16 protein-coding genes are annotated in these 19,139 nt (G+C 63.4%); 5 read left to right on the top strand and 11 right to left on the bottom strand.

What is annotated here, in order from left to right; all coding sequences use genetic code 11:
• Positions 1-2: 2 nt before the first annotated feature.
• Genes LB556_RS18000 through thrC form a run of 3 tightly spaced genes read right to left on the bottom strand, consistent with a single transcriptional unit; the run spans position 3 to position 3,315 of the window.
• Entirely contained in the window at positions 3-599 is a 597-nt protein-coding gene (locus LB556_RS18000; RefSeq protein ID WP_224569065.1) for a GNAT family N-acetyltransferase, read from the bottom strand.
• Positions 600-610: 11 nt separating this feature from the next.
• Positions 611-1,903 carry a M16 family metallopeptidase gene (locus LB556_RS18005; RefSeq protein ID WP_224569066.1) on the bottom strand — a complete coding sequence of 431 codons (1,293 nt, stop codon included), beginning with the start codon at positions 1,901-1,903 and terminating at the stop codon, positions 611-613.
• A 14-nt stretch (positions 1,904-1,917) separates the two neighbouring features.
• The gene (gene thrC, locus LB556_RS18010) at positions 1,918-3,315 is read right to left on the bottom strand and encodes a threonine synthase (protein ID WP_224569067.1); all 1,398 of its coding nucleotides are present in this window, start codon (positions 3,313-3,315) and stop codon (positions 1,918-1,920) included.
• A gap of 130 nt (positions 3,316-3,445) precedes the next feature.
• On the opposite strand from thrC, the gene LB556_RS18015 reads away from it, so the two are divergent.
• Positions 3,446-4,174 (top strand): hypothetical protein, encoded by a 729-nt coding sequence (locus LB556_RS18015; RefSeq protein WP_224569068.1) that lies wholly within the window; start codon positions 3,446-3,448, stop codon positions 4,172-4,174.
• Positions 4,175-4,216: 42 nt separating this feature from the next.
• Here the strand turns inward: LB556_RS18015 and LB556_RS18020 are convergent, their stop codons facing one another.
• The gene (locus LB556_RS18020) at positions 4,217-4,906 is read right to left on the bottom strand and encodes an HAD family hydrolase (protein WP_224569069.1); all 690 of its coding nucleotides are present in this window, start codon (positions 4,904-4,906) and stop codon (positions 4,217-4,219) included.
• 176 nt (positions 4,907-5,082) lie between these two features.
• On the opposite strand from LB556_RS18020, the gene LB556_RS18025 reads away from it, so the two are divergent.
• The gene (locus LB556_RS18025; RefSeq protein ID WP_224569070.1) at positions 5,083-6,216 is read left to right on the top strand and encodes a site-specific DNA-methyltransferase; all 1,134 of its coding nucleotides are present in this window, start codon (positions 5,083-5,085) and stop codon (positions 6,214-6,216) included.
• Positions 6,217-6,275: 59 nt separating this feature from the next.
• Here the strand turns inward: LB556_RS18025 and LB556_RS18030 are convergent, their stop codons facing one another.
• Both LB556_RS18030 and mutY read right to left on the bottom strand, forming a co-directional pair.
• Positions 6,276-6,887 (bottom strand): HAD family hydrolase, encoded by a 612-nt coding sequence (locus LB556_RS18030; protein WP_224569071.1) that lies wholly within the window; start codon positions 6,885-6,887, stop codon positions 6,276-6,278.
• Positions 6,880-8,019: an A/G-specific adenine glycosylase gene (mutY, locus tag LB556_RS18035; RefSeq protein WP_224569072.1), complete on the bottom strand. Its 1,140-nt coding sequence runs from the start codon at positions 8,017-8,019 to the stop codon at positions 6,880-6,882. Before mutY ends, LB556_RS18030 begins: the two co-directional genes overlap by 8 nt.
• 52 nt (positions 8,020-8,071) lie before the next feature.
• Between mutY and LB556_RS18040 the strand changes: the two genes are divergently transcribed.
• From LB556_RS18040 to smc, 3 genes are all read left to right on the top strand, one after another.
• A complete protein-coding gene (locus LB556_RS18040) occupies positions 8,072-8,572 on the top strand; it encodes a DUF721 domain-containing protein (RefSeq protein WP_224569073.1) in 501 nt (166 codons plus the stop codon).
• Positions 8,573-8,736: 164 nt separating this feature from the next.
• A complete protein-coding gene (locus LB556_RS18045; protein ID WP_224569074.1) occupies positions 8,737-9,480 on the top strand; it encodes a DsbA family protein in 744 nt (247 codons plus the stop codon).
• 60 nt (positions 9,481-9,540) lie between these two features.
• Complete coding sequence (gene smc / locus LB556_RS18050; RefSeq protein WP_224569075.1) at positions 9,541-12,999, top strand: chromosome segregation protein SMC; 3,459 nt, start codon at positions 9,541-9,543, stop codon at positions 12,997-12,999.
• Positions 13,000-13,106: 107 nt separating this feature from the next.
• Here smc and LB556_RS18055 read toward each other — a convergent pair whose 3' ends face one another.
• The 5 genes from LB556_RS18055 to LB556_RS18075 form a co-directional block, all read right to left on the bottom strand.
• Positions 13,107-13,862, bottom strand: a complete 756-nt coding sequence (locus LB556_RS18055) for a GGDEF domain-containing protein (protein WP_224569076.1) — start codon at positions 13,860-13,862, stop codon at positions 13,107-13,109.
• A 257-nt stretch (positions 13,863-14,119) separates the two neighbouring features.
• Positions 14,120-14,782 (bottom strand): thermonuclease family protein, encoded by a 663-nt coding sequence (locus LB556_RS18060; protein WP_224569077.1) that lies wholly within the window; start codon positions 14,780-14,782, stop codon positions 14,120-14,122.
• A gap of 46 nt (positions 14,783-14,828) precedes the next feature.
• Entirely contained in the window at positions 14,829-16,028 is a 1,200-nt protein-coding gene (locus LB556_RS18065; RefSeq protein WP_224569098.1) for an ABC transporter substrate-binding protein, read from the bottom strand.
• 29 nt (positions 16,029-16,057) lie between these two features.
• On the bottom strand, positions 16,058-16,429 hold the full coding sequence (locus LB556_RS18070; protein WP_224569078.1) for a hypothetical protein: 372 nt from the start codon (positions 16,427-16,429) through the stop codon (positions 16,058-16,060).
• A 250-nt stretch (positions 16,430-16,679) separates the two neighbouring features.
• Positions 16,680-19,139, bottom strand: a 2,460-nt coding sequence (locus LB556_RS18075) for an Ig-like domain-containing protein (RefSeq protein WP_224569079.1), incomplete at its 5' end; no start/stop codon positions are given.

Raw genomic sequence — 19,139 nt, forward strand, 5'->3', positions numbered from 1 at the left:
AATCAGTCCTTCGTTCCAGCGCCCGGCGGATCGTCGGCGATCCGGGCGTAGAGGTAATGGTCCTGCCAGATGCCGTTGATCCTGAGATAGGATCGCAGAAGTCCTTCGCGCCGGAATCCGGCTTTTTCAAGCACGCGGATCGACCTGATATTGTCGGGAATACAGGCGGCTTCGATCCGGTGCAACCTCAGCGTATCGAAGGCGAAGCGGGCCACCACCTTGACCGCGTCGGTCATCAGGCCACGGCCGCCGAAGCGTTCGCCGATCCAGTAGCCGACATGGCCGCTTTGCGAGACGCCGTGGCGTATGTTGCCAAGCGTTATGCCGCCGGCGAGCTTGCCGCTCGATTTCTCGAAGATGAAGAAGGCGATCGCGGTTCCCTGTGCATAGTCCTCACGGTAGCGGCTGATGCGCAGGCGCCATGCCGTGCGGTCGAGTTCGTCGGGGGTCCAGCGCGGCTCCCACGGCTCCAGGAACGCCCGGCTTTCGCCACGAACCGCCGCCCACTCGCGATAGTCGTTGGTGAACGGTACGCGGAGCGTGACGAAGTTGCCCTTCAGTGCCGGCAGGTCACGGCGAAAGAAAGGGAGCGCGAACACGGCGCTTGGACTTAGACGGCGAGCCTGCGGGCCGTGGTCTGCGTACCCGGAAGCGAATCGAGGATCGCCTCATATGGTGCCAGCGTACCCACGGGCCCGACGGCGGTAAGCGTCGGCTTGGTCGAGAACATCCGCGCCGACAGGTCGGTCAGGCGCTCGATCGTCAGTGCGGCAAGCCGCTCCATGAGCTCCTCCTTTGCGATCGGACGCCCGAACAGGAGCAGTTGCCGCGCGATCTGCGAGGCGCGGCTGGCCGGGCTTTCGGCGGACATGATCAGCCCGGCGCGATACTGGGCGCGTGCGCGGTCGAGTTCCTCCTGCAGGATGCTCTCGCCGGCCTTCTGCAACTCGTCGATGATGACAGGCACCAGTTTGGCGATGTCGCTCTGCCCCGTCGCGGCGTGAACACCGAATATGCCCGTGTCGGAAAAGCCCCAGTGGAAGGCATAGACCGAGTAGCAGAGGCCGCGTTTCTCGCGGACTTCCTGGAACAGGCGCGATGACATGCCGCCGCCGAGGATCATCGACAGCACCTGCGAGGCGTAGAAATCGCGCACATGGTAGGCACGTCCCTCGAAGCCCAGCACGATCTGCGCGTCCATCAGGTCGCGGTCCTCCCGGAAATCGCCGCCGACATATTGCGCGTATTGCGGAATGGTGCTGTCGGCCTTGCTGCGGAAACCGCCGAGCCGGTTTTCGACCTCGCGCACGAACTTGTCGTGCTTGATGTCGCCGGCGGCCACGATCACCATCCGCTCGGCGCCGTATTGGCGTTCGATGAAATCGTGCAACTGCTTGGAGGTGAAGGACTTTACGGTTTCGGGCGTGCCCAGGATCGAGCGGCCGATGGTCTGGTGGCGGAAAGCCGTTTCGGTGAAACGATCGAAGACGATATCGTCGGGCGTGTCGTGCGCGGCACCGATCTCCTGCAGGATGACATGCTGCTCGCGCTCGAGTTCCTGGGGATCGAATTCGGATTCCTGCAGGATGTCGGAGAGGATATCGACGGCCAGCGGCATATCGTCTGAGAGCACCCTGGCGTAATAGGAGGTGGTCTCGACACTGGTGGCGGCATTGATCTCGCCGCCGACATCCTCGATTTCCGAGGCTATCTCGAAGGCGCTTCGCCGCTTCGTCCCCTTGAACGCCATGTGCTCGAGCAGATGGGCCATGCCATGCTCTTCTTCGCGTTCATTGCGGGCACCCGACTTGACCCAGGCACCCAAGGCAACCGATTCGATACTTGGAAGGGTTTCGGTGGCGACTGTCAGGCCGTTCGACAGACGGCTTACCTCAACACCCATATGGCTTGTACTCCCTAACGCGCCGCCCGCGCGCGGCGGCTGACATAATCTTCCACCATTTTGAGGTCGGATGGAAGTACCGTGTATTTTTCCTCAAATGTCATCAATCCCCCTAGCCATGCGGGCAGGGCGGGCGAGATACCGCTGGCGGCCTCGACGGCTGCGGGGAATTTTGCCGGGTGAGCAGTGCCCAGCACCACCATCGGCGTGGCACCTGCAGCCTTGCCAGCCGCGACATGCACCGCTGCAGCCGTATGCGGATCGAGCAGGTAATTGCTGGTGGCCAGCATCGAGCGGATGGTGGCGGCGACCTCCTCCATGTCAGCGCGGCCGGCGTCGAATTCGGACCGCATCCTGGCGATTTCCGCGGCTTCGATGGTGAAAGCGCCCGATTGCTTCAGGCCGGCCATGTAGCGCCGAACCGTTGCCGCGTCGCGGTTTGACGCCTCGAAAAGCAGGCGTTCGAAGTTCGACGAGACCTGGATATCCATCGACGGCGAGGTGGTCGCAAAGACGCCTTTGGTGCGGTATTCGCCGGTCGCGAAGGTGCGCGCCAATATGTCGTTGTCGTTGGTGGCGATGACCAGCCGGTCGATCGGCAGGCCCATCTTCTTGGCTGCATAACCGGCGAAGATATCGCCGAAATTGCCTGTCGGCACGGTGAACGAGACCGGTCTGTCCGGTGCGCCGAGCGACAGTGCCGAGGAGAAATAATAGACGATCTGGGCCATGATCCGCGCCCAGTTGATCGAATTGACCCCCGACAGCGACACCCGGTCGCGAAAGTCGTGATCGTTGAACATGTCCTTCAGCAGGCCCTGACAGTCGTCGAAATTGCCCTCGATCGCCAGCGCGTGGACATTCTCGGCCCTCGACGTCGTCATTTGCCGCTGCTGCACCGGCGAGACGCGGCCATGCGGGAAAAGGATGAAGATGTCAGTGCGGCTGCGCCCGGCAAAGGCGTCTATGGCCGCGCCGCCAGTATCGCCCGACGTGGCGCCGACGATGGTCGCGTGCTGGCCGCGTTCGGCAAGCACATGGTCCATCAGCCGGGCAAGCAACTGCATCGCCACGTCCTTGAACGCCAGCGTCGGCCCATGAAAGAGTTCGAGGACAAAAGTGTTGCCGCCGGTCTGCACCAGCGGGCAGACAGCCGGATGGCGGAAGGTGGCATAGGCTTCGCGGACGAGACGCTCGAAGACCGGTGTGGCGATCTCGCCGCCGAGGAACGGCGTCAGCAAGCGGATGGCGAGGTCGGGATAGGCAAGACCGCGCATGGCGCGGATGTCGGCCGTCGAGAAGTGCGGCCATTCGCGCGGCACATAGAGCCCGCCGTCGCGCGCCAGGCCAGCCAGAATGGCGTCGGAAAATCCAAGCGCGGGCGCTTCCCCGCGGGTGCTCACATAGTCCATGTCACAGATCCGTTTGCCGCCTGGTTTTTCCGTTCACCACAAGGTGGTTAATTTCTGCACCGGCTCTAGTCGCATTTTCGCCGCGCGGTTGATATACGTCACCAGCTTTGCGAGAGGGAAGTGCAGTTTCATGGCGTTTCGTACATCAAGTGGTCGCTTTTTGGCGGGTCTTGCGCTCACCGGCTTTATGCTTGCCGCCGCCGGCTGCCAATCAGGCGACAATGGCATCCTGAACCTCGGTTTCGGCAAGAAGGATCCGACCGCGCCACCGCCGCCACAGGATTCCAAGTTGCTGGCCAGCCAGTTGCAGGCCTATTGCCCAAGGGTGTCGGTCCGCGACGGCACGGCCTTCTTCAACACCTACGTCAACGAGGTCAGGAAACCCAAGCCGAAACTCAAGAGGACCGGCGACGCCGCCGCGGATGCCGCGGCCCAGGCCGCGGCTGACGCGGCTGCCGCAACGCCGCCTGACGATTCGGCGAGGATCATCTATCAGGCGTCGATCAGCGACGTGACCCGCGATTGCAGCCGTGCCGACGGCCAGTTGACGATGACGATCGCGGTTGCCGGCAAGATCGTCCCAGGACCGAAATTCACGCCCGGCACCATCACCATGCCGATCCGCACCGCGGTCATGCACGGCACCGACGTGCTCTATTCGCAGATACACCAGTATCAGGTCCAGGTGACCGACCCCTCGGCCGCGACTCAGTTTGTCTTCACCGATTCCAATATCGTCGTGCCGGCGCCAACGGCGTCGGACTATCAAGCCTATGCCGGCTATGACGAAACCGCGCCGAAGGCAACGACCGACAAGCCGAAGAAAAATCACAGGAAGAAGGCCGCCGTGACGAATTAGGCGGCCGTCGGCGTGGCGTGCGGCTGGCCGGGCGCATGCATCTTAAGCGTCCGCCGACCACTCCGACAAAGCCGCAATGACGCTCTTCAGCTCCGCCCAGCGGCGGATCACCGTCTCGGCTCCGGCCTCCGTCAGCGCATCGGCGTGGCCGGGATAGCTGTGGCTGGCGCCCGTAAAACCGATCACGCGCATGCCGGCGGCCCTGGCGCCGGTGACGCCGTGCACGGAATCCTCGATGACGAAGGTGTTCGCCGGGTGGGCGCCGAGTTTTTCGGCGGCATGCAGGAACACGTCCGGAGCCGGCTTGGTCTTTCCGGTCGGCGTCTCCATCGCCGAGAAGATGCGTCCGGCGAAGAACGGCAGCAAATGCACCTTCTCCAGCATGAACTCGATCCGCTCCGAACGTGAGTTGGAGCAGATGCAGCGCTGCGTCGTGACCGAGGCGACCGCCTCGCGCACGCCCTCGATGGCACGCACGTCGCTGCGCAGCTTGCGGTCGACCAGTTCCTCGGCGCGGTCGATCAACGACACCTGGAACGGGATCTTGGACTTCTCCTCGATCCGCATCAGGATGTCCTTGAAGGTCAGGCCCGCATAAGTCTCGGCAATCTCCTCCGCCGAGATTTCATATCCGGCCAAGGTGATCAATTCGGCCTCGACCCGTGCGGCGATGATTTCGGAATCGACGAGCACGCCGTCGCAATCGAAGATGACAAGGTCTGGCTGGGGCATGGTGATCCGGACGATGGAGGATGGAGGGATGGCCACTCAGGGCTCAAGCGGCGCGGCATACACCAATGACCGGGCCTTCGCAAATCCGGTGGCTGTCCGCGTGCCTTCACTGAATGTTTACGCTGATCGGTAACCATAACGGGGAGTAAACAGTAACGCGTGCCTTGGGTGTAAAAATGTCAGCCGTGCGTCTTCTCGACGAGCTCTCCCACGCTCCCCAGCAATCCGAGTGGCTGGACACCATCCTGAAAGGCGACTGCGTCGCGGCCCTTGACCGCCTGCCGGAAAAGTCGGTCGACGTCATCTTCGCCGATCCGCCCTACAATCTGCAGCTCGACGGCGATCTGCACCGGCCCGACCAGTCCAAGGTTGACGCGGTCGACGATGCCTGGGACCAGTTCGAAAGCTTCGAGGCCTATGACGCCTTTACCCGTGCCTGGCTCCTGGCGGCGCGCCGCGTGCTGAAGCCCAATGGCACCATCTGGGTCATCGGCTCCTACCACAACATCTTCCGCGTCGGCGCCAAGATGCAGGATCTGGGCTTCTGGATCCTCAACGACGTCGTCTGGCGCAAGACCAACCCGATGCCGAATTTTCGCGGTCGCCGCTTCCAGAACGCGCATGAGACGATGATCTGGGCCTCACGTGATCAGAAGAGCAAGGGCTATACCTTCAACTATGAAGCGCTGAAGGCGTCGAACGACGATATCCAGATGCGCTCCGACTGGCTGTTTCCGATCTGCACCGGCGGCGAGCGCTTGAAGAACGACAATGGCGACAAGCTGCATCCGACGCAGAAGCCGGAGGCGCTGCTTGCCCGTATCATGATGGCCTCGACCAAGCCGGGTGACGTCGTGCTCGATCCGTTCTTCGGCTCCGGCACGACGGGTGCCGTGGCCAAGCGTCTCGGCCGTCACTTCGTCGGCATCGAGCGCGAGCAGGCCTATATCGACGCCGCCAATGAGCGCATCGACGCCGTGCGGCCACTCGACGAGGCGGATCTCACCGTGCTCACCGGCAGACGCGCCGAGCCGCGCGTCGCCTTCGTCAGCCTGATCGACACCGGGCTGGTGACGCCGGGCGCCACGCTCTATGACGCCAAGAAGCGCTGGGCCGCCAAGGTGCGCGCCGATGGCACGGTGGCGATCGGCGACAGCGCCGGCTCGATCCACAAGATCGGCGCCGAGGTGCAGGGGCTGGACGCCTGCAACGGCTGGACCTTCTGGCATTATGAGCGCAGCGGCGGCCTCACCCCGATCGACGAACTGCGCCGTATCGCCCGGTTGGGTATGGAGCGGGCAGGGGGCTGACCCCTGCCGCGCAATGCTTTTGATTTAAAGCCTTAGCGGATCGCCTGAAGCGATTCAGATCACGCTTTTATTCCAAGACGCTCAAGGTCTGCTTTAAGCGTGCCGGCATCGGTGAACAGGACCGCCTGCCAGCCGGCGGCCTTGGCGCCATCGACATTCTTCTGGCTGTCGTCGATGAACAGGGTCGCGGACGGCTCGAGGCCGAACGCAGCCACGTGATGGTCGTAGATGCCGCGGTCCGGCTTGATCTTGCCGATTTCGCCGGAGATGGTGACGCCGCGTGGACGATCCAGGAATTCGAAGCGTTCGCGTGCTTCGGCAAGCGTGTCGGCGGCGAAGTTGGTCAGCATGGTCACGTCATGGCCGCTGTCGATCAGGCCGAGCATGATAGCGACGCTGTCGTCATAGGCGTGCGGCACCATGTCGTGCCAGTGGCGGCGGAAATTGCGGATGTTTTCGGCGTGTTCGGGATGATCCGCGATCAGAAGTGCTTCGGCCTCTTCCCAGGTCCGGCCGCGGTCCTGCTCGATGTTCCAGTCATGCGTGCAGATATTGTCGAAGAACCACTTCCGCTCTTCGGCATCGGGAATGAGGCGGCTGAACGGAATGTTCGGATCGTAGTGGATCAGCACGCGGCCGATGTCGAAAACGATGTGGCGGATTTCAGTCATGGGGCCTCTTTGCACTCAATGGTGACGGCTTTTTCGTCGCGCCGGGTATCGCAGCCTCTATTGCCTTTTTCATGACAGTGGGCAGCGCCTCTCCGGAAACCTCACGGACAGGCGACCAGAAATGCCCAGCCATTGCATCGCCTTTGATGTGGGCGTGAAAGACTTCGAGTTCGAGCGCGAAATGGGTAAAGACATGGGTGATAGTTCCGGCGTGCCGCCAGTCGCCGGGAAAGGGCGCCGCCGCCTCCGTGGTCGCTCCGTCCACCCGCGCCGTCCAGGTGGTGGTCGGCACTTCCGTCATGCCGCCGAGCAGCCCCTTTTCCGGCCGCTTGCGCAAAAGGATGGCGCCGTCCTCACGCGTGGCCACGAAAGCCGCGCCGCGCCGCAGCGGTTTGTCGGCTTTTGGCAGCCGCACCGGGAAATTCTCGGGATCGCCTGCAGTGACGGCGCTGCAGTCCTCGCGCAGCGGACACAGCATGCAGCGTGGCCGGCGCGGCGTGCAGATCGTGGCGCCCAGATCCATCATCGCCTGGGCGAAGTCTCCCGGCCGCGTCGCTGGCACCATGCGCTCGACATAGGCCCGTATCTCGGCCCTGGCTTCGCTGAGCGGCGTCGTGATCGAAAGCAGCCGTGAGATGACGCGTTCGACATTGCCGTCGACCACGGCGGCGGGGCGGTCGAAGGCGATGGCCGTTATTGCCGCCGACGTATAGGCGCCGACCCCCGGCAATTCTCGAAGTCCGGTCTCGGTGTCGGGAAACCGGCCGCCCCGCGCCGCCACCAGATCGGCGCAGGCCTTGAGGTTACGGGCGCGCGAGTAATAGCCGAGCCCGGCCCAGGCTTTCATCACATCCTCGGTCGGTGCCGCGGCCAGCGCCTCGACATCGGGCCATTTCTCGACAAAGGCGCGGAAATAGGATTTCACCGCCTCGACGGTGGTCTGCTGCAGCATCACCTCGGACAGCCAGATACGGTATGGGTCGGGCCGCACACCGCGTGCATGCTCGCGCGGCGTCACGCGCCACGGCAGTTCGCGGTGATGCGCGTCGTACCAGGCGAGCAGGCGTGATGCCGTATCGTCCGAGCCGGCCTTGCTTGCCGGGGCCTTGCGGGTCTGGTCTGCTGGTGCCATTGATCTGCGTTGGCCTGGCCGTTATCTGCTGGGTCGTGGCTGGAGAACGCACATGGCAGGGAAAAGGCCCTTCGGCAATCCCGTTCCGGTGAGCGATCTCGCCACCGAGATACTCGATCCGGTGCTGCGCAAGCGGGCAGGCATCTCGATTGGTCTCGTCCAGTCCTGGGAAGAGATTGCCGGCCCGCGCCTGGCCATCCACTCGCGGCCTGAAAAGATCCAGTGGCCGCGCCGCCTGCACGAGGACGATCCGTTCGAGCCGGCCGTGCTGGTCATCGCCTGCGAAGGCATGGCCGCGCTTCATCTGCAGCACGAGACCGGTGAGATCATCAACCGGGTCAATGCCTTCCTGGGCTTCACCGCGATAGGCCGCATCAGGATCGTGCAGAAGCCGGTAAGCTCGGGAAAAGCCCGGCCCAGACCTGCGCTCAGGCCCCTAAGCGCGGCGGAAAAGGCGAAATTGGCCGATACTGTCGGGTTGATCGAGGATGACGGGCTGCGCGCCTCGCTGGAACGGCTGGGTGCGACCATTTTGGGCGGAAGGAAAGCTTAATTCCGACTGGAAACAGTCACAGGTTTGTCGTTAATCTCGCGCATTCGTGATCACCCTTGTCAGGTTTCGCGATTGGATTGGGGACAGGGATGCCTTAATTCGCGCCAACTCTCGCTTTTTCGTGCCTTTGCATTGCAAAATCCAACCCTTGTCAGGTGATTCGTATGAGCCGTCCTCCATTTGGCCAAAGCTTCTCTCGCAGAAACGTCCTGACTTCGCTGGCCGGCATCCCGGCGATGGCCCTGCTTGCTGCCTGCAGCGATTCCGGCGAACAGGCCAAGGCGGCGGATGTCAAGCCCGCTGACCCGGCAACACCCGCGAAGCCGGCCACGCCCGCCGCCGTCCAGGTGCCGGAAGCGCAAGGCACGGTCGATATGGCCGAATTGCTGAAGCCTGGTGCGCTGCCCGACGAGCAACTCGGCAAGGATGACGCCAAGGTCACCATCGTCGAATACGCCTCGATGACCTGCCCGCACTGCGCGCATTTCGCCGAGACCACCTTCCCGGAGCTGAAGACGAAATACATCGACACAGGCAAGGCCCGCTACATCCTGCGCGAATTCCCGTTCGATCCGAGCGCGGAAGCCGGTTTCATGCTGGCCCGTTGCGCCAAGGACAACTATTTCCCGATGGTCGACGTGCTGTTCAGGCAGCAGGCCAACTGGGTTGGCGTCTCCAACACCAAGGAGGCGCTGCTGCAAATCGCGAAGCTTGCCGGTTTTACACAGGAGTCCTTCGAGGCCTGCTTGACGGACCAGAAACTTCTGGACGATGTGAGATCGGTCCAGAAGCGTGGCGCCAATGAATTCAAGGTCGACTCGACACCGACCTTCTTCATCAACGGTAAGACCTACAAAGGGGCGATGTCGATTGAGGAAATGTCGGCCATCATCGACCCTCTGCTCTGACATCGGCTCAGCGCTGAAGCGGCAGCGCTGTGGCGCTGTCCGACTTTGTGAGGCGCGTGAATGAAGTTTTCGCGCCTCCGCCTCCTTGGGTTCAAGTCCTTCGTCGAACCAGGCGAGTTCGTCATCGAACGCGGCCTGACCGGTATTGTCGGGCCGAACGGATGCGGCAAGTCGAACCTCGTCGAGGCGCTGCGCTGGGTGATGGGCGAAAGCTCCTACAAGAACATGCGCGCGTCCGGCATGGACGATGTGATCTTTTCCGGCTCGGGCACGCGTCCCGCCCGCAACACAGCCGAAGTCACGCTTTTCCTCGACAACAGCGACCGCTCGGCTCCATCAGCCTTCAATGATGCCGACGAACTGCAGGTGTCGCGCCGCATCGAGCGCGAGGCCGGCTCGCTCTACCGCATCAACGGCAAGGAAGCGCGCGCCAAGGACGTGCAACTTCTGTTCGCCGACCAGTCGACCGGCGCGCGCTCGCCCTCGATGGTCGGGCAGGGCCGTATCGGCGAACTGATCCAGGCCAAGCCGCAGGCGCGCCGCGCGCTGCTCGAAGAGGCGGCCGGCATTTCCGGGCTGCACACGCGCCGCCACGAGGCGGAACTGCGGCTCAAGGGCGCCGAACAGAATCTCGAACGCCTGGACGATGTCGTCGGCGAACTGGAAAGCCAGATCGAAAGCCTCAAGCGCCAGGCGCGCCAGGCTTCCCGCTTCAAGAACCTGTCGGCCGACATCCGCAAGGCCGAGGCAACGCTCTTGCATCTGCGCTGGACGCTGGCCAAGACGCAGGAGGGCGAGGCGCGTTCGGCGCTGGCGACCGCTACCGCACTCGTCGGCGACCGTGCCGCCGCGCAGATGAACGCGGCCAAGGAGCAGGCGATCTCCGCCCATCGCCTGCCTGACCTGCGTGACGCGGAAGCCGCGGCTGCCGCGGCCTTCCAGCGGCTGTCGATAGCCAGGTCGCAGATCGAGGAAGAAGCCGGCCGCATCCGCGCCCGCCAGGCCGAAATCGAGCGCCGGTTGCAGCAGCTCGACGGCGACATCGCCCGCGAAGAGCGGATGGTGCGCGACAATGCCGATGTTCTCGAGCGCCTGCGCGCGGAAGAGGCCACGCTGAATTCCGAAAACGCCGGGGCAGCGGAGCGCGAGGCCACCACCCGCGCGGCATTCGAGCAGGCGGCCTCGACGCTTGCGCAGAGCGAAGCCAGACTTGCCGCCCTGACGGCCGAGCGCGCCGAGGCCGCCGCCTCGCGCCACCAGACCGAACGGAGCTTGCGCGAAACCGCCGAGCGGCTCGACCGCTTTGCCCGCCAGCTCGCCGATGTCGATCGGGAATTGTCGGACATCCTCGCCAAGGTGGCCGGCCTGCCCGATCCGGCCGAGAAGCGTGAACTGGTCGAACAGGCGCTGGCGTTGCTGGAGGAATCCGAGGCCGCGGTGGCGCAGGCCGAGCAGTCAGTCATCGATGCTCGTGGCGCCGAAAGTGCCGCGCGTCCGCCGCTTCAGGACGCCAGGGCGGAACTGGCGCGGATCGAGACCGAAGCGCGTACGCTGGCCAAGATCCTGAACGCGGCCAGTGGCGATCTCTTCCCTTCGGTGCTGGAGCAGATCAGCGTCGAGCGCGGCTTCGAGACGGCGCTGGGGGCAGCCCTTGGCGAAGACCTCGACGTGCCGCTCGACCGCAGTGCGCCGGCGCATTGGGGCGAAAGCCAGATACAGCCTGGCGACGCTGCCCTGCCGGAAGGGATCAGAAGCCTTGCCAGCGTGGTTCGCGCCCCGGCGCAGCTTGCCCGCCGCCTCGCGCAGATCGGCATCGTCGAGGCCGCTGACGGCCGCCGGCTGCAGGGGCTTCTGGCTCCCGGCCAGAGACTGGTCAGCCGCGAAGGCGCGCTGTGGCGCTGGGACGGCCTGACCGCCAGCGCCGATGCGCCGACGGCCGCGGCACAACGGCTGGCGCAGAAGAACCGGCTTGCAGAACTCGATGCCGAAGCGGTCCAGGCGACGCTCGTCCTGCGCCAGGCCGAGGAGGCGCTGGCACAGGCTGAACAGGCGCTTCGCCAGGCAAGCGAGTCCGAGCGCAACGCCCGTCAGGCCGGACGCGACGCCCAGCACAGGCTGGACGCCGCCCGCAATGCCCTGGCCGAGGCCGAAAAGGCGGGCGGCGAGCTGTCGAGCCGGCGCGCCGCCTTGGACGAGGCTCGCGCCCGCATCGCCGACAGCCATGAGGAGACCTCGGCGGCTTTCGTCGAGGCCGAGATGCTGCTGCAGGACGCACCCGATCTCGGCGACCTGCAACTGCAGCTCGAACAATCCTCGGCAAATGTCTCCCGCGACCGCGCCACGCTCGCCGACGCACGCGCCGTCCATGAAGGCTTGCGGCGCGAAGCCGAGGCACGTACGCGCCGGTTGGACGCCATCGGCGCCGAACGCAGCAACTGGCTGGTGCGTGCCGAAAATGCTTCGACGCAGATCGCCTCGCTTGGCGAACGCAAGGCCGAGGCCGAGGCCGAGCGCGAACGGCTGGCCGATGCGCCCGACGAGATCGACGCCAAGCGCCGTGCGCTGCTGTCGCAACTCACCGAGGCCGAGACCTTGCGCAAGGCCGCCGCCGACCGGCTGCAGGAGGCGGAGAGCAGGCAGGCGGAACTGGACAAGGCGGCCACATCGGCCATCCAGTCGCTGGCCGAAGCGCGCGAAACCCGCGCCCGTGCCGAGGAACGGCTGACGGCGGCGGACGAGCGCCGGCTGGAGATCGAGGCGCGCATCCAGGAAACGCTGAACACGCCGCCGCATCTGGTGATCCGCCACACCGGCCTGGAAGCCGACGATCCGATGCCCGAGATGGCGGAGATCGAACGCCAGTTGGATCGGCTGAAGATCGAGCGCGAACGGCTCGGCGCCGTCAATTTGCGCGCCGAGGAAGAGCAGAGGGAGCTTTCCGAGCGGCTGGAGACGATCGTGTCCGAGCGCGAGGACATCATCGAAGCGATCCGCAAGCTCAGGCAAGCGATCCAGAGCCTCAATCGTGAGGGCCGCGAGCGGCTGCTGGCCGCCTTCGACGTGGTCAACAGCCATTTCCAGCGGTTGTTCTCGCATTTGTTCGGCGGCGGCACGGCGGAATTGCAACTGATCGAATCCGACGATCCGCTGGAGGCGGGCCTGGAGATACTGGCCCGCCCGCCCGGCAAGAAGCCGCAGACGATGACGCTGCTGTCGGGCGGCGAACAGGCGCTGACGGCGATGTCGCTGATCTTCGCCGTGTTCCTGACCAATCCGGCGCCGATCTGCGTGCTCGACGAAGTCGACGCGCCGCTCGACGATCACAATGTCGAGCGCTTCTGCAATCTCATGGACGAGATGGCCAAGACCACCGAGACGCGTTTCGTCATCATCACCCACAACCCCATCACCATGGCGCGCATGGACCGGCTGTTTGGCGTGACCATGGCCGAGCAGGGCGTCAGCCAGTTGGTGTCGGTGGACCTGCAGGCCGCGGAAGCGATGCGTGAGGCGAGCTGACCTGGCCTGACGGGGCCGCGGCTCGTGGGAGTTGCTAAGCCACGGGTTCTCGCATCGCCATCCACCATTATCGCAAAGGGCGCGGCAAACCCGACCGGTTTGGGGCATCAGGCTGAAGCGGGTTGAATGCGCGCCAGTTCGAAACCGCCTTTGCCCGACAAGCTCTCTTCCGCCGGCCGGAACATGTCCTCGAAGTCCAGATCCTGCTCGAAAACCACGCCGCCGACGGTGACGGCCAGAATCTCCTCGGCGCCTTGAGGGGCAAAATAGACTTGCGAGACATTTGCACGGATACGCTCGCCAACCATCCTGGCCTCTGGCTCGCTCGTCCCGGGAAGGAAGATACCAAACATGGAGGCGCCTATGCGGCCGACGACGTCTTGCGAGCGCACGCAAGACCGGATGGTTGAGGCAATGAGGCGCAAGGCTTCGTCGCCCCAGCTCAGGCCGAAGCGCAGGTTAATCGCGTTCAGATGTTCGGGATGAACGACCAGGAAGGCGCCCGATCGCTCGCCTGGAAGGGAAGGCTTGATCGCCCGTCTCTCGATCAGCGACGCGAAAACCCTGCCGTTCAGGCAGCCGGTCAGCGTGTCGAAGGTAGCAGCCTTGTTGAGTTCCCGCCTGTAGCGGCGGATCTCAGCCAGTTTCAGGCCTATGTACACAAAAAGCGGCAGGCAGATCACCACAGGCAAAAGCGTCGCGGTAATCACGCCGCGCCCGAAGGGCGTCAGCATTTCGCTGAACAGAAGCAGATAGTTCAGGATCAGGGAAACGCACAGGCTGCCGGCGGTTCCAAGAAAAGCCAACCAGGCGACGTTCTTCCATTCGTGATGGGTCGGGATATCGGCTGCCGCGGTGCTCATGGTCAATCTCCTTGGACCGCCAACCATAAGACCGGCAAGTTAGGATTTCGGTTTCGAAGAACAATACAATTTGACACGTCGGGAAGGATCGCCAAGCGTTCTGGTGACGAGGCCGATCCTTGCGGCGCGTCCGGTTGCCCTCGCCTAGAGCCGGATGATTTCAGGTCGAGTCGACCTGAAATCTGAATCCGTCTCTAGATCAAAGAGATAGAGCATGATGTCCTCCGAAACCGCTTCACACTTTTCGGCATCATGCTCTAAGGGGGGCCGAAGATTCCCATCTCCGCCGTCCTGGCTGTTGCTTCGGCCTTGCCATAGATGCCGCCCGGCAAGGCAAGCGCCCAGCCATTCGATACGAGCCAGGCGCCGACATCCTGTTTGCCCAGCCTGCATGTCGCAGCGACAGGGAAGCGGTCGACCGCCGGAGGCACGAAACAGTTCAGCGCCCGCCCGCGCATCCAGTTGTTGAAAGCCGCACGCGCCCGCTGTCCGCAAGGCCATGCATTACCGTGAAACAGACAGATCCTGTCGGGTTCGACGCTCTGGGTTCCGCTGATGAAAAGCTTCCGCCCCATGGAGTCGAAACCAGCCGACGACGTGGCCACCGGACCGTAGAGCGGTGTTTCCTGCCAATCCCTGGGCATCGATGGCTTGGGGCGTGAGGCAAGGCCGAGGTCGCCAAGGGGCAGGCGAGGTTCCACCCGCACCATGTCGGGCCCCTCGATCTGCGGCGGTGCGATGAGATCCTCGGCAATCTTGCGGGCTGAATTGACCACCGGTCGAACCGGGTGTTGCGCGACTTCATCGCTGACGTCCGGGGCCGGGCCGGTGACGGTTCTTTCGATGGGAAACAGGGTCGCTGCCTTGACCATCAGCAGGATGCCGACGAGAAGCTCCAGGCTTGCGACCGCGATCATCATGCGCGGGCGCCCCGCTTGCCCCACCGGGCCGATCGCGCCCGATTCGCTAGAAGCTGGACGTCGATTTGGCAACCAGTTTGAGCGCACCTTTTTCAATCCGGTAAAACGGCATCGAGCGTTCGCTGGATCCATCCGCGCGGAACCTGAACAAGCCGGTCGATCCGCGGAATCCACTGGGGCTTTCGAAAACCTGCCTGTTGAAACCGTTGGGTCCGGCAGCGCTTGCGATCCCCGCGGTCAAGGCAACCATGTCATAGGCATAAGCGACGTTGACGTCGGCCTCGTAGTTGAATGTCGCCTTGAAGCGATCCGAAATCGGGCCTGTTTCGTGTTGGTCGAGCGTCGCAATATAGGCGCCTTCGAAAAGTGGACTGTTCGGGCGCTCCAGCCAGCGGTTCGTGCCGACCACCGAGGTCGATTTTCCAGGAATGCCCTTTGCCTTCAGGGCGATCAGGATTGGCGACGGATTGCTGTCGCCGCTGACAACGATCACGGCATCGGGGGCGTCCACCAGCGAGCCCATGTCCGCGACCGCCTTTGCCGCGCTGTCGGCGCTCGTATAGGGTATGGTGACCGCAAGTGCTGCTCCATACACGCTGAGGCTGTTGGCGACCCGCTTTTCGACGAAATCGGCGCCGGCGCCCGCCGGCACCAGCAGGACGAACTTCCTGCCGCCCTTGGCCGCGATCGCGCCAGCGCCTGCAGCGGCGCTGTCTGCTTCGCTGAGGCATACCGCATAGACGCCCGGGCCACCGGTAAAATTGTCCGCGAGAGCCAGAACCACCGGCCGGTTTGAGCCCGATAGTTTCGCGACATGCTGGGCCGCCGGCAGTTCGGTCGGACCGATGACCACTTTCGCTCCCGACGTTATGGCCTTTACCGCCAGTTGCTGGGAGTAGGTCGCGTCTCCCCTCGTGTCCTCGATGGTAAGCGTCAGCAGCGGGTTGCCGATGTCCGTCATCGCGAGCTTGGCGGCGTCGAGCATCTTTCTGCCGTTTTCTCCCGCGGACCCTGGAGCGGACAGCGGCAGCAGCATGGCAATCCGGGCAGGTCCGGTGCCGAGGGACTGCGTTGCCGGGCTTGCGTTGGCGACAGCAACAGCAGCCGGCTGATTGGCGGCCTGGATGCCGGCGGGATCGAGCGCGTCGGACACCGCGCCCTTCGATTGGCAGCCGAGCAACGACATTGCCAGCGCCCAAGCGACCGCCCATGTCCGCAGGCCGTGGACCGGCCGGTCAGATTCCATACTCTGCCTGCGCGCTTTCGCTCTTGCCGTCAGTTCATATACTCGACCATGCGGTCGTGAAAGCACTCGCACTTGTTGAGCGTGTCTTCGTCCTTGTAGTTGGTCTTCAGGTAGCCGTAAGCCATGCCGCAGGCGACCTTGGCTTCCGATGCCCAGACGAAGACCGGCCGCGATGAATGGATCCATTCCGGGCTGTTGGCGACAGCGACCGACTCGTCCATCAACTTCACGACCTGTTTCGTGAGGTCGACCGTGTTTTCGGTCAGCACGAGGTTGGACGTGCCGACAGTCCGGCAATAGTCGGCCACGGGTCCCTCGATGATGTCAGCGGCAAAGCCGGTCGATCCAGCCGTCAGCAACAGGGCGGCCGCCGAAACCAGCAGCTTTACAACAGTTTTCATGATGAGCTCCCCTCCCCAGATTACAATTCACGTGCGGCTAATGCATAACATGCAAGCGTGGCTGCGTACTGTGCCAGTTAGGCCACAGTCATCGCCGCAAAGGACGATGCTCGTGTCTGCGGTCTGTCCCGTCCGCCCCAGCCAAACGGTCGGGCAACGAGAAAGACGGCTTCACGCCTCCTTAAACCGAGCTTCCCCGAAGCGATGTTCATTTCCCTCGGCGAAGCCGATTGATCGCCAAGCATGCATTTTATGCCACATTCACAGTCGTCGCATGATGAGCGTCGTCATACATTATGTTCATTGTATTCGAGATGCCCGGATTGACCGTCAAAGTTGCTACTTCGACAGCCGGGCCGCCGTGGGTGACGTAGACGTGGACGTCTGTCCCATCACTATGCGCACTGAGGCTACCATCTGATTGCGTCTTATCCTGGCCGCCGCCGAAAACGGCATCCAGGACTTTGCTCAGATCGACAATGTCACCCTCAACGGAGTGATAGTCGGCGATCAAGTCGTGGATGCTACCATGACTCGTCCACGTAGCAGCATTGATAACGAAGGTGTCCGCGCCCGTACCGCCCGTCATTGTGGTCTGACCGCTACCTGCGATGAGGGTATTGGCGTTGGCATCGCCGACCAGATTGTCGCCGTTATACGAGGAGCCGATCAGGTTCTCTATTCCCGTCAACGTGTCGCCAAGCGCCGCTCCGCCGTAAATGTGTGTCAAGAGATTGACCTGGACCGGACCCGCTGCGTTGGAGAAGTCGACCGTGTCGTTGGTTCCGGTCCCGGTAAAAGTGTCGTGCCCATTCGCGCTTGCGGCGAAAACGTCGTTGGCGCCCGACAGCTGGTATCCGGAACCGGTGTGGCTGCCGATCAGAGACACAGTGAGATTGCTGGCGCTCGACGCCGTGTCCCCGTCACCGTCGGTGATGGTGGGGGCGAACGTCAGCGTCGTATCTGACACTGTCACTTTCTCGTTATAGTTGACACTTGTGATCCCAACGCTAGCCGTCCCCGTATTCACGATCGTTAGGTCCGAGAAGCCGCCATACGTGGCGATAAAACTGTTATATGCGGCCGGGTTGTTGGTGCCAGTGCCAACCCAGTGGGCAGTATCGACAGTGAACGTGGCGACATTGTTCCCCGATAGTGTTTCGGTCAGGTAATGTGTGTGCGAGGAATCCCAAATGTAAATCTGGAAGCTTTCGCCTGTGGGCGGCTTGTCGATGCCGAACTGTGCCTGGAGTTGCGGCGTGCCGAACCTGAAATCCACAACCTCGCCACCATCGAGGAACGCATTGTTCACCCCGAAAGCATTTTTGTTTGAGTTTATAGTTCCTACCGTTCCAATTGTTGATTGGTATCCTCCCAAACCATTGGATGTCACCGAATAACCTGTGCCGCCCTGGACTAGAAGGTCATAGCCGGACGGCGGAGCGCCGCTGCCGCCAGTGTAGTTCGTTCCCACGCCTTCAACCCAGGTATTATTGCCGGGCGGAATGCTCGAGGAACTGATGGTTGCTGCGGTTTGCAACTGGTTGGATGCGAGATGGAAATCGTAGGTACCATCCACCGCCATCGTGAGCGTGAAGAATTGATTGCTTGCCAGCCCAGTCTGCGCGCCAGTCAGCGTCTGATACGCGAACATTTCCGAGCTGTGGGTTGCCGCATCGTAATGCGTGTACTCGTAGAATGTGTAGGCTGCCCCCGTGCTCGGAGTGACCGTGACCTTGTTGATTTGCTCGCCCGTAAGGCTCGGGCTCCCACTGCTGGTTATCGAGTAATGCTCGCCAGCGGGATCGGCTCCCATTGCGATTCCGATCGCGGTCGTCGTCGTGCTGGGACCATCCGCGCCGAAAACAGGCTGCCATGTGCCGTGGGCGTCGGTATCGGTGACATTCGGCATAACGGCGTTTTGAATGGAGAGGATCTGGGGCGCGTCGTCGGTTGCGTTGACGGTGATGGTGTTGGTGACCGTGTTGCCGGCGCTGTCCTTCACCTGGTAGCTGAAGGTGTCGGCCTGTTCGCTCGCCGCCCCGTTGATCACCGGGCTGGTCAGCGTATAGGTGAATGTCCCGTCGCTGTGGAGGACGATGGTGCCGTGGCCGCCGGTGAGCGTCGTGCCGCCGGCCACCACCGTGCCGCCCACCAGGCTGTAGGTGTCGGCGCCCACGCCGCCCGAAGCATGTCCGACCAGGGTCGCGCCGCTCGTCACGTTCGAGCCGTTGCCGGCCAGCGAGCCGACCACCGGCAGGCCCGCCTCGCTTACCGTCACCGTGTCCGGCGTCGCCGCCAGGTTCGAGGCGTTGACCGTGACGTCCAGCGTCGTCGTGGAGGTCGAGCCGTCGCTGTCCGCGATCGTGTAGACGAAGTGGTCCACCCCGTTCACATCGGGCTTGGCCGTATAGGTGTAACTGCCGTTCGCCTGCAGCGTCAGGTCGCCATAGGTGCCATGGATCACCGAGCCCACGCCGCTGCTCAGCGCCGTCGTCGTGTCCGTTCCCGTCGCAACCCCGACGACCCCGCCGGCCGCCGCGTAACCATCGGCGCCCGCCTTGTCGTTGCTCTCGACATCGGCCCCCACCGTCTGGCCCGAGATCAGGCTGTTGGTGTCGGGGGCCGCCACAGGCGCGTCGTCGGTTGCGTTGACGGTGATGGTGTTGGTGACCGTGTTGCCGGCGCTGTCCTTCACCTGGTAGCTGAA

This window comes from Mesorhizobium sp. ES1-4, assembly GCF_020164745.1.
Lineage (GTDB): Bacteria > Pseudomonadota > Alphaproteobacteria > Rhizobiales > Rhizobiaceae > Mesorhizobium.

Bases quoted from the DNA above. Each gene is read 5' to 3' on its own strand.
- LB556_RS18040 (WP_224569073.1), top strand. From the start codon at position 8,072: ATGGCAGGGAAAAGGCCCTTCGGCAATCCCGTTCCGGTGAGCGATCTC.
- LB556_RS18030 (WP_224569071.1), bottom strand. From the start codon at position 6,887: ATGACTGAAATCCGCCACATCGTTTTCGACATCGGCCGCGTGCTGATC.
- LB556_RS18015 (WP_224569068.1), top strand. From the start codon at position 3,446: ATGGCGTTTCGTACATCAAGTGGTCGCTTTTTGGCGGGTCTTGCGCTC.
- LB556_RS18045 (WP_224569074.1), top strand. From the start codon at position 8,737: ATGAGCCGTCCTCCATTTGGCCAAAGCTTCTCTCGCAGAAACGTCCTG.
- LB556_RS18020 (WP_224569069.1), bottom strand. From the start codon at position 4,906: ATGCCCCAGCCAGACCTTGTCATCTTCGATTGCGACGGCGTGCTCGTC.
- mutY (WP_224569072.1), bottom strand. From the start codon at position 8,019: ATGGCACCAGCAGACCAGACCCGCAAGGCCCCGGCAAGCAAGGCCGGC.
- LB556_RS18070 (WP_224569078.1), bottom strand. From the start codon at position 16,429: ATGAAAACTGTTGTAAAGCTGCTGGTTTCGGCGGCCGCCCTGTTGCTG.
- LB556_RS18005 (WP_224569066.1), bottom strand. From the start codon at position 1,903: ATGGGTGTTGAGGTAAGCCGTCTGTCGAACGGCCTGACAGTCGCCACC.
- LB556_RS18065 (WP_224569098.1), bottom strand. From the start codon at position 16,028: ATGGAATCTGACCGGCCGGTCCACGGCCTGCGGACATGGGCGGTCGCT.
- thrC (WP_224569067.1), bottom strand. From the start codon at position 3,315: ATGGACTATGTGAGCACCCGCGGGGAAGCGCCCGCGCTTGGATTTTCC.
- LB556_RS18055 (WP_224569076.1), bottom strand. From the start codon at position 13,862: ATGAGCACCGCGGCAGCCGATATCCCGACCCATCACGAATGGAAGAAC.
- LB556_RS18060 (WP_224569077.1), bottom strand. From the start codon at position 14,782: ATGATGATCGCGGTCGCAAGCCTGGAGCTTCTCGTCGGCATCCTGCTG.
- smc (WP_224569075.1), top strand. From the start codon at position 9,541: ATGAAGTTTTCGCGCCTCCGCCTCCTTGGGTTCAAGTCCTTCGTCGAA.
- LB556_RS18025 (WP_224569070.1), top strand. From the start codon at position 5,083: ATGTCAGCCGTGCGTCTTCTCGACGAGCTCTCCCACGCTCCCCAGCAA.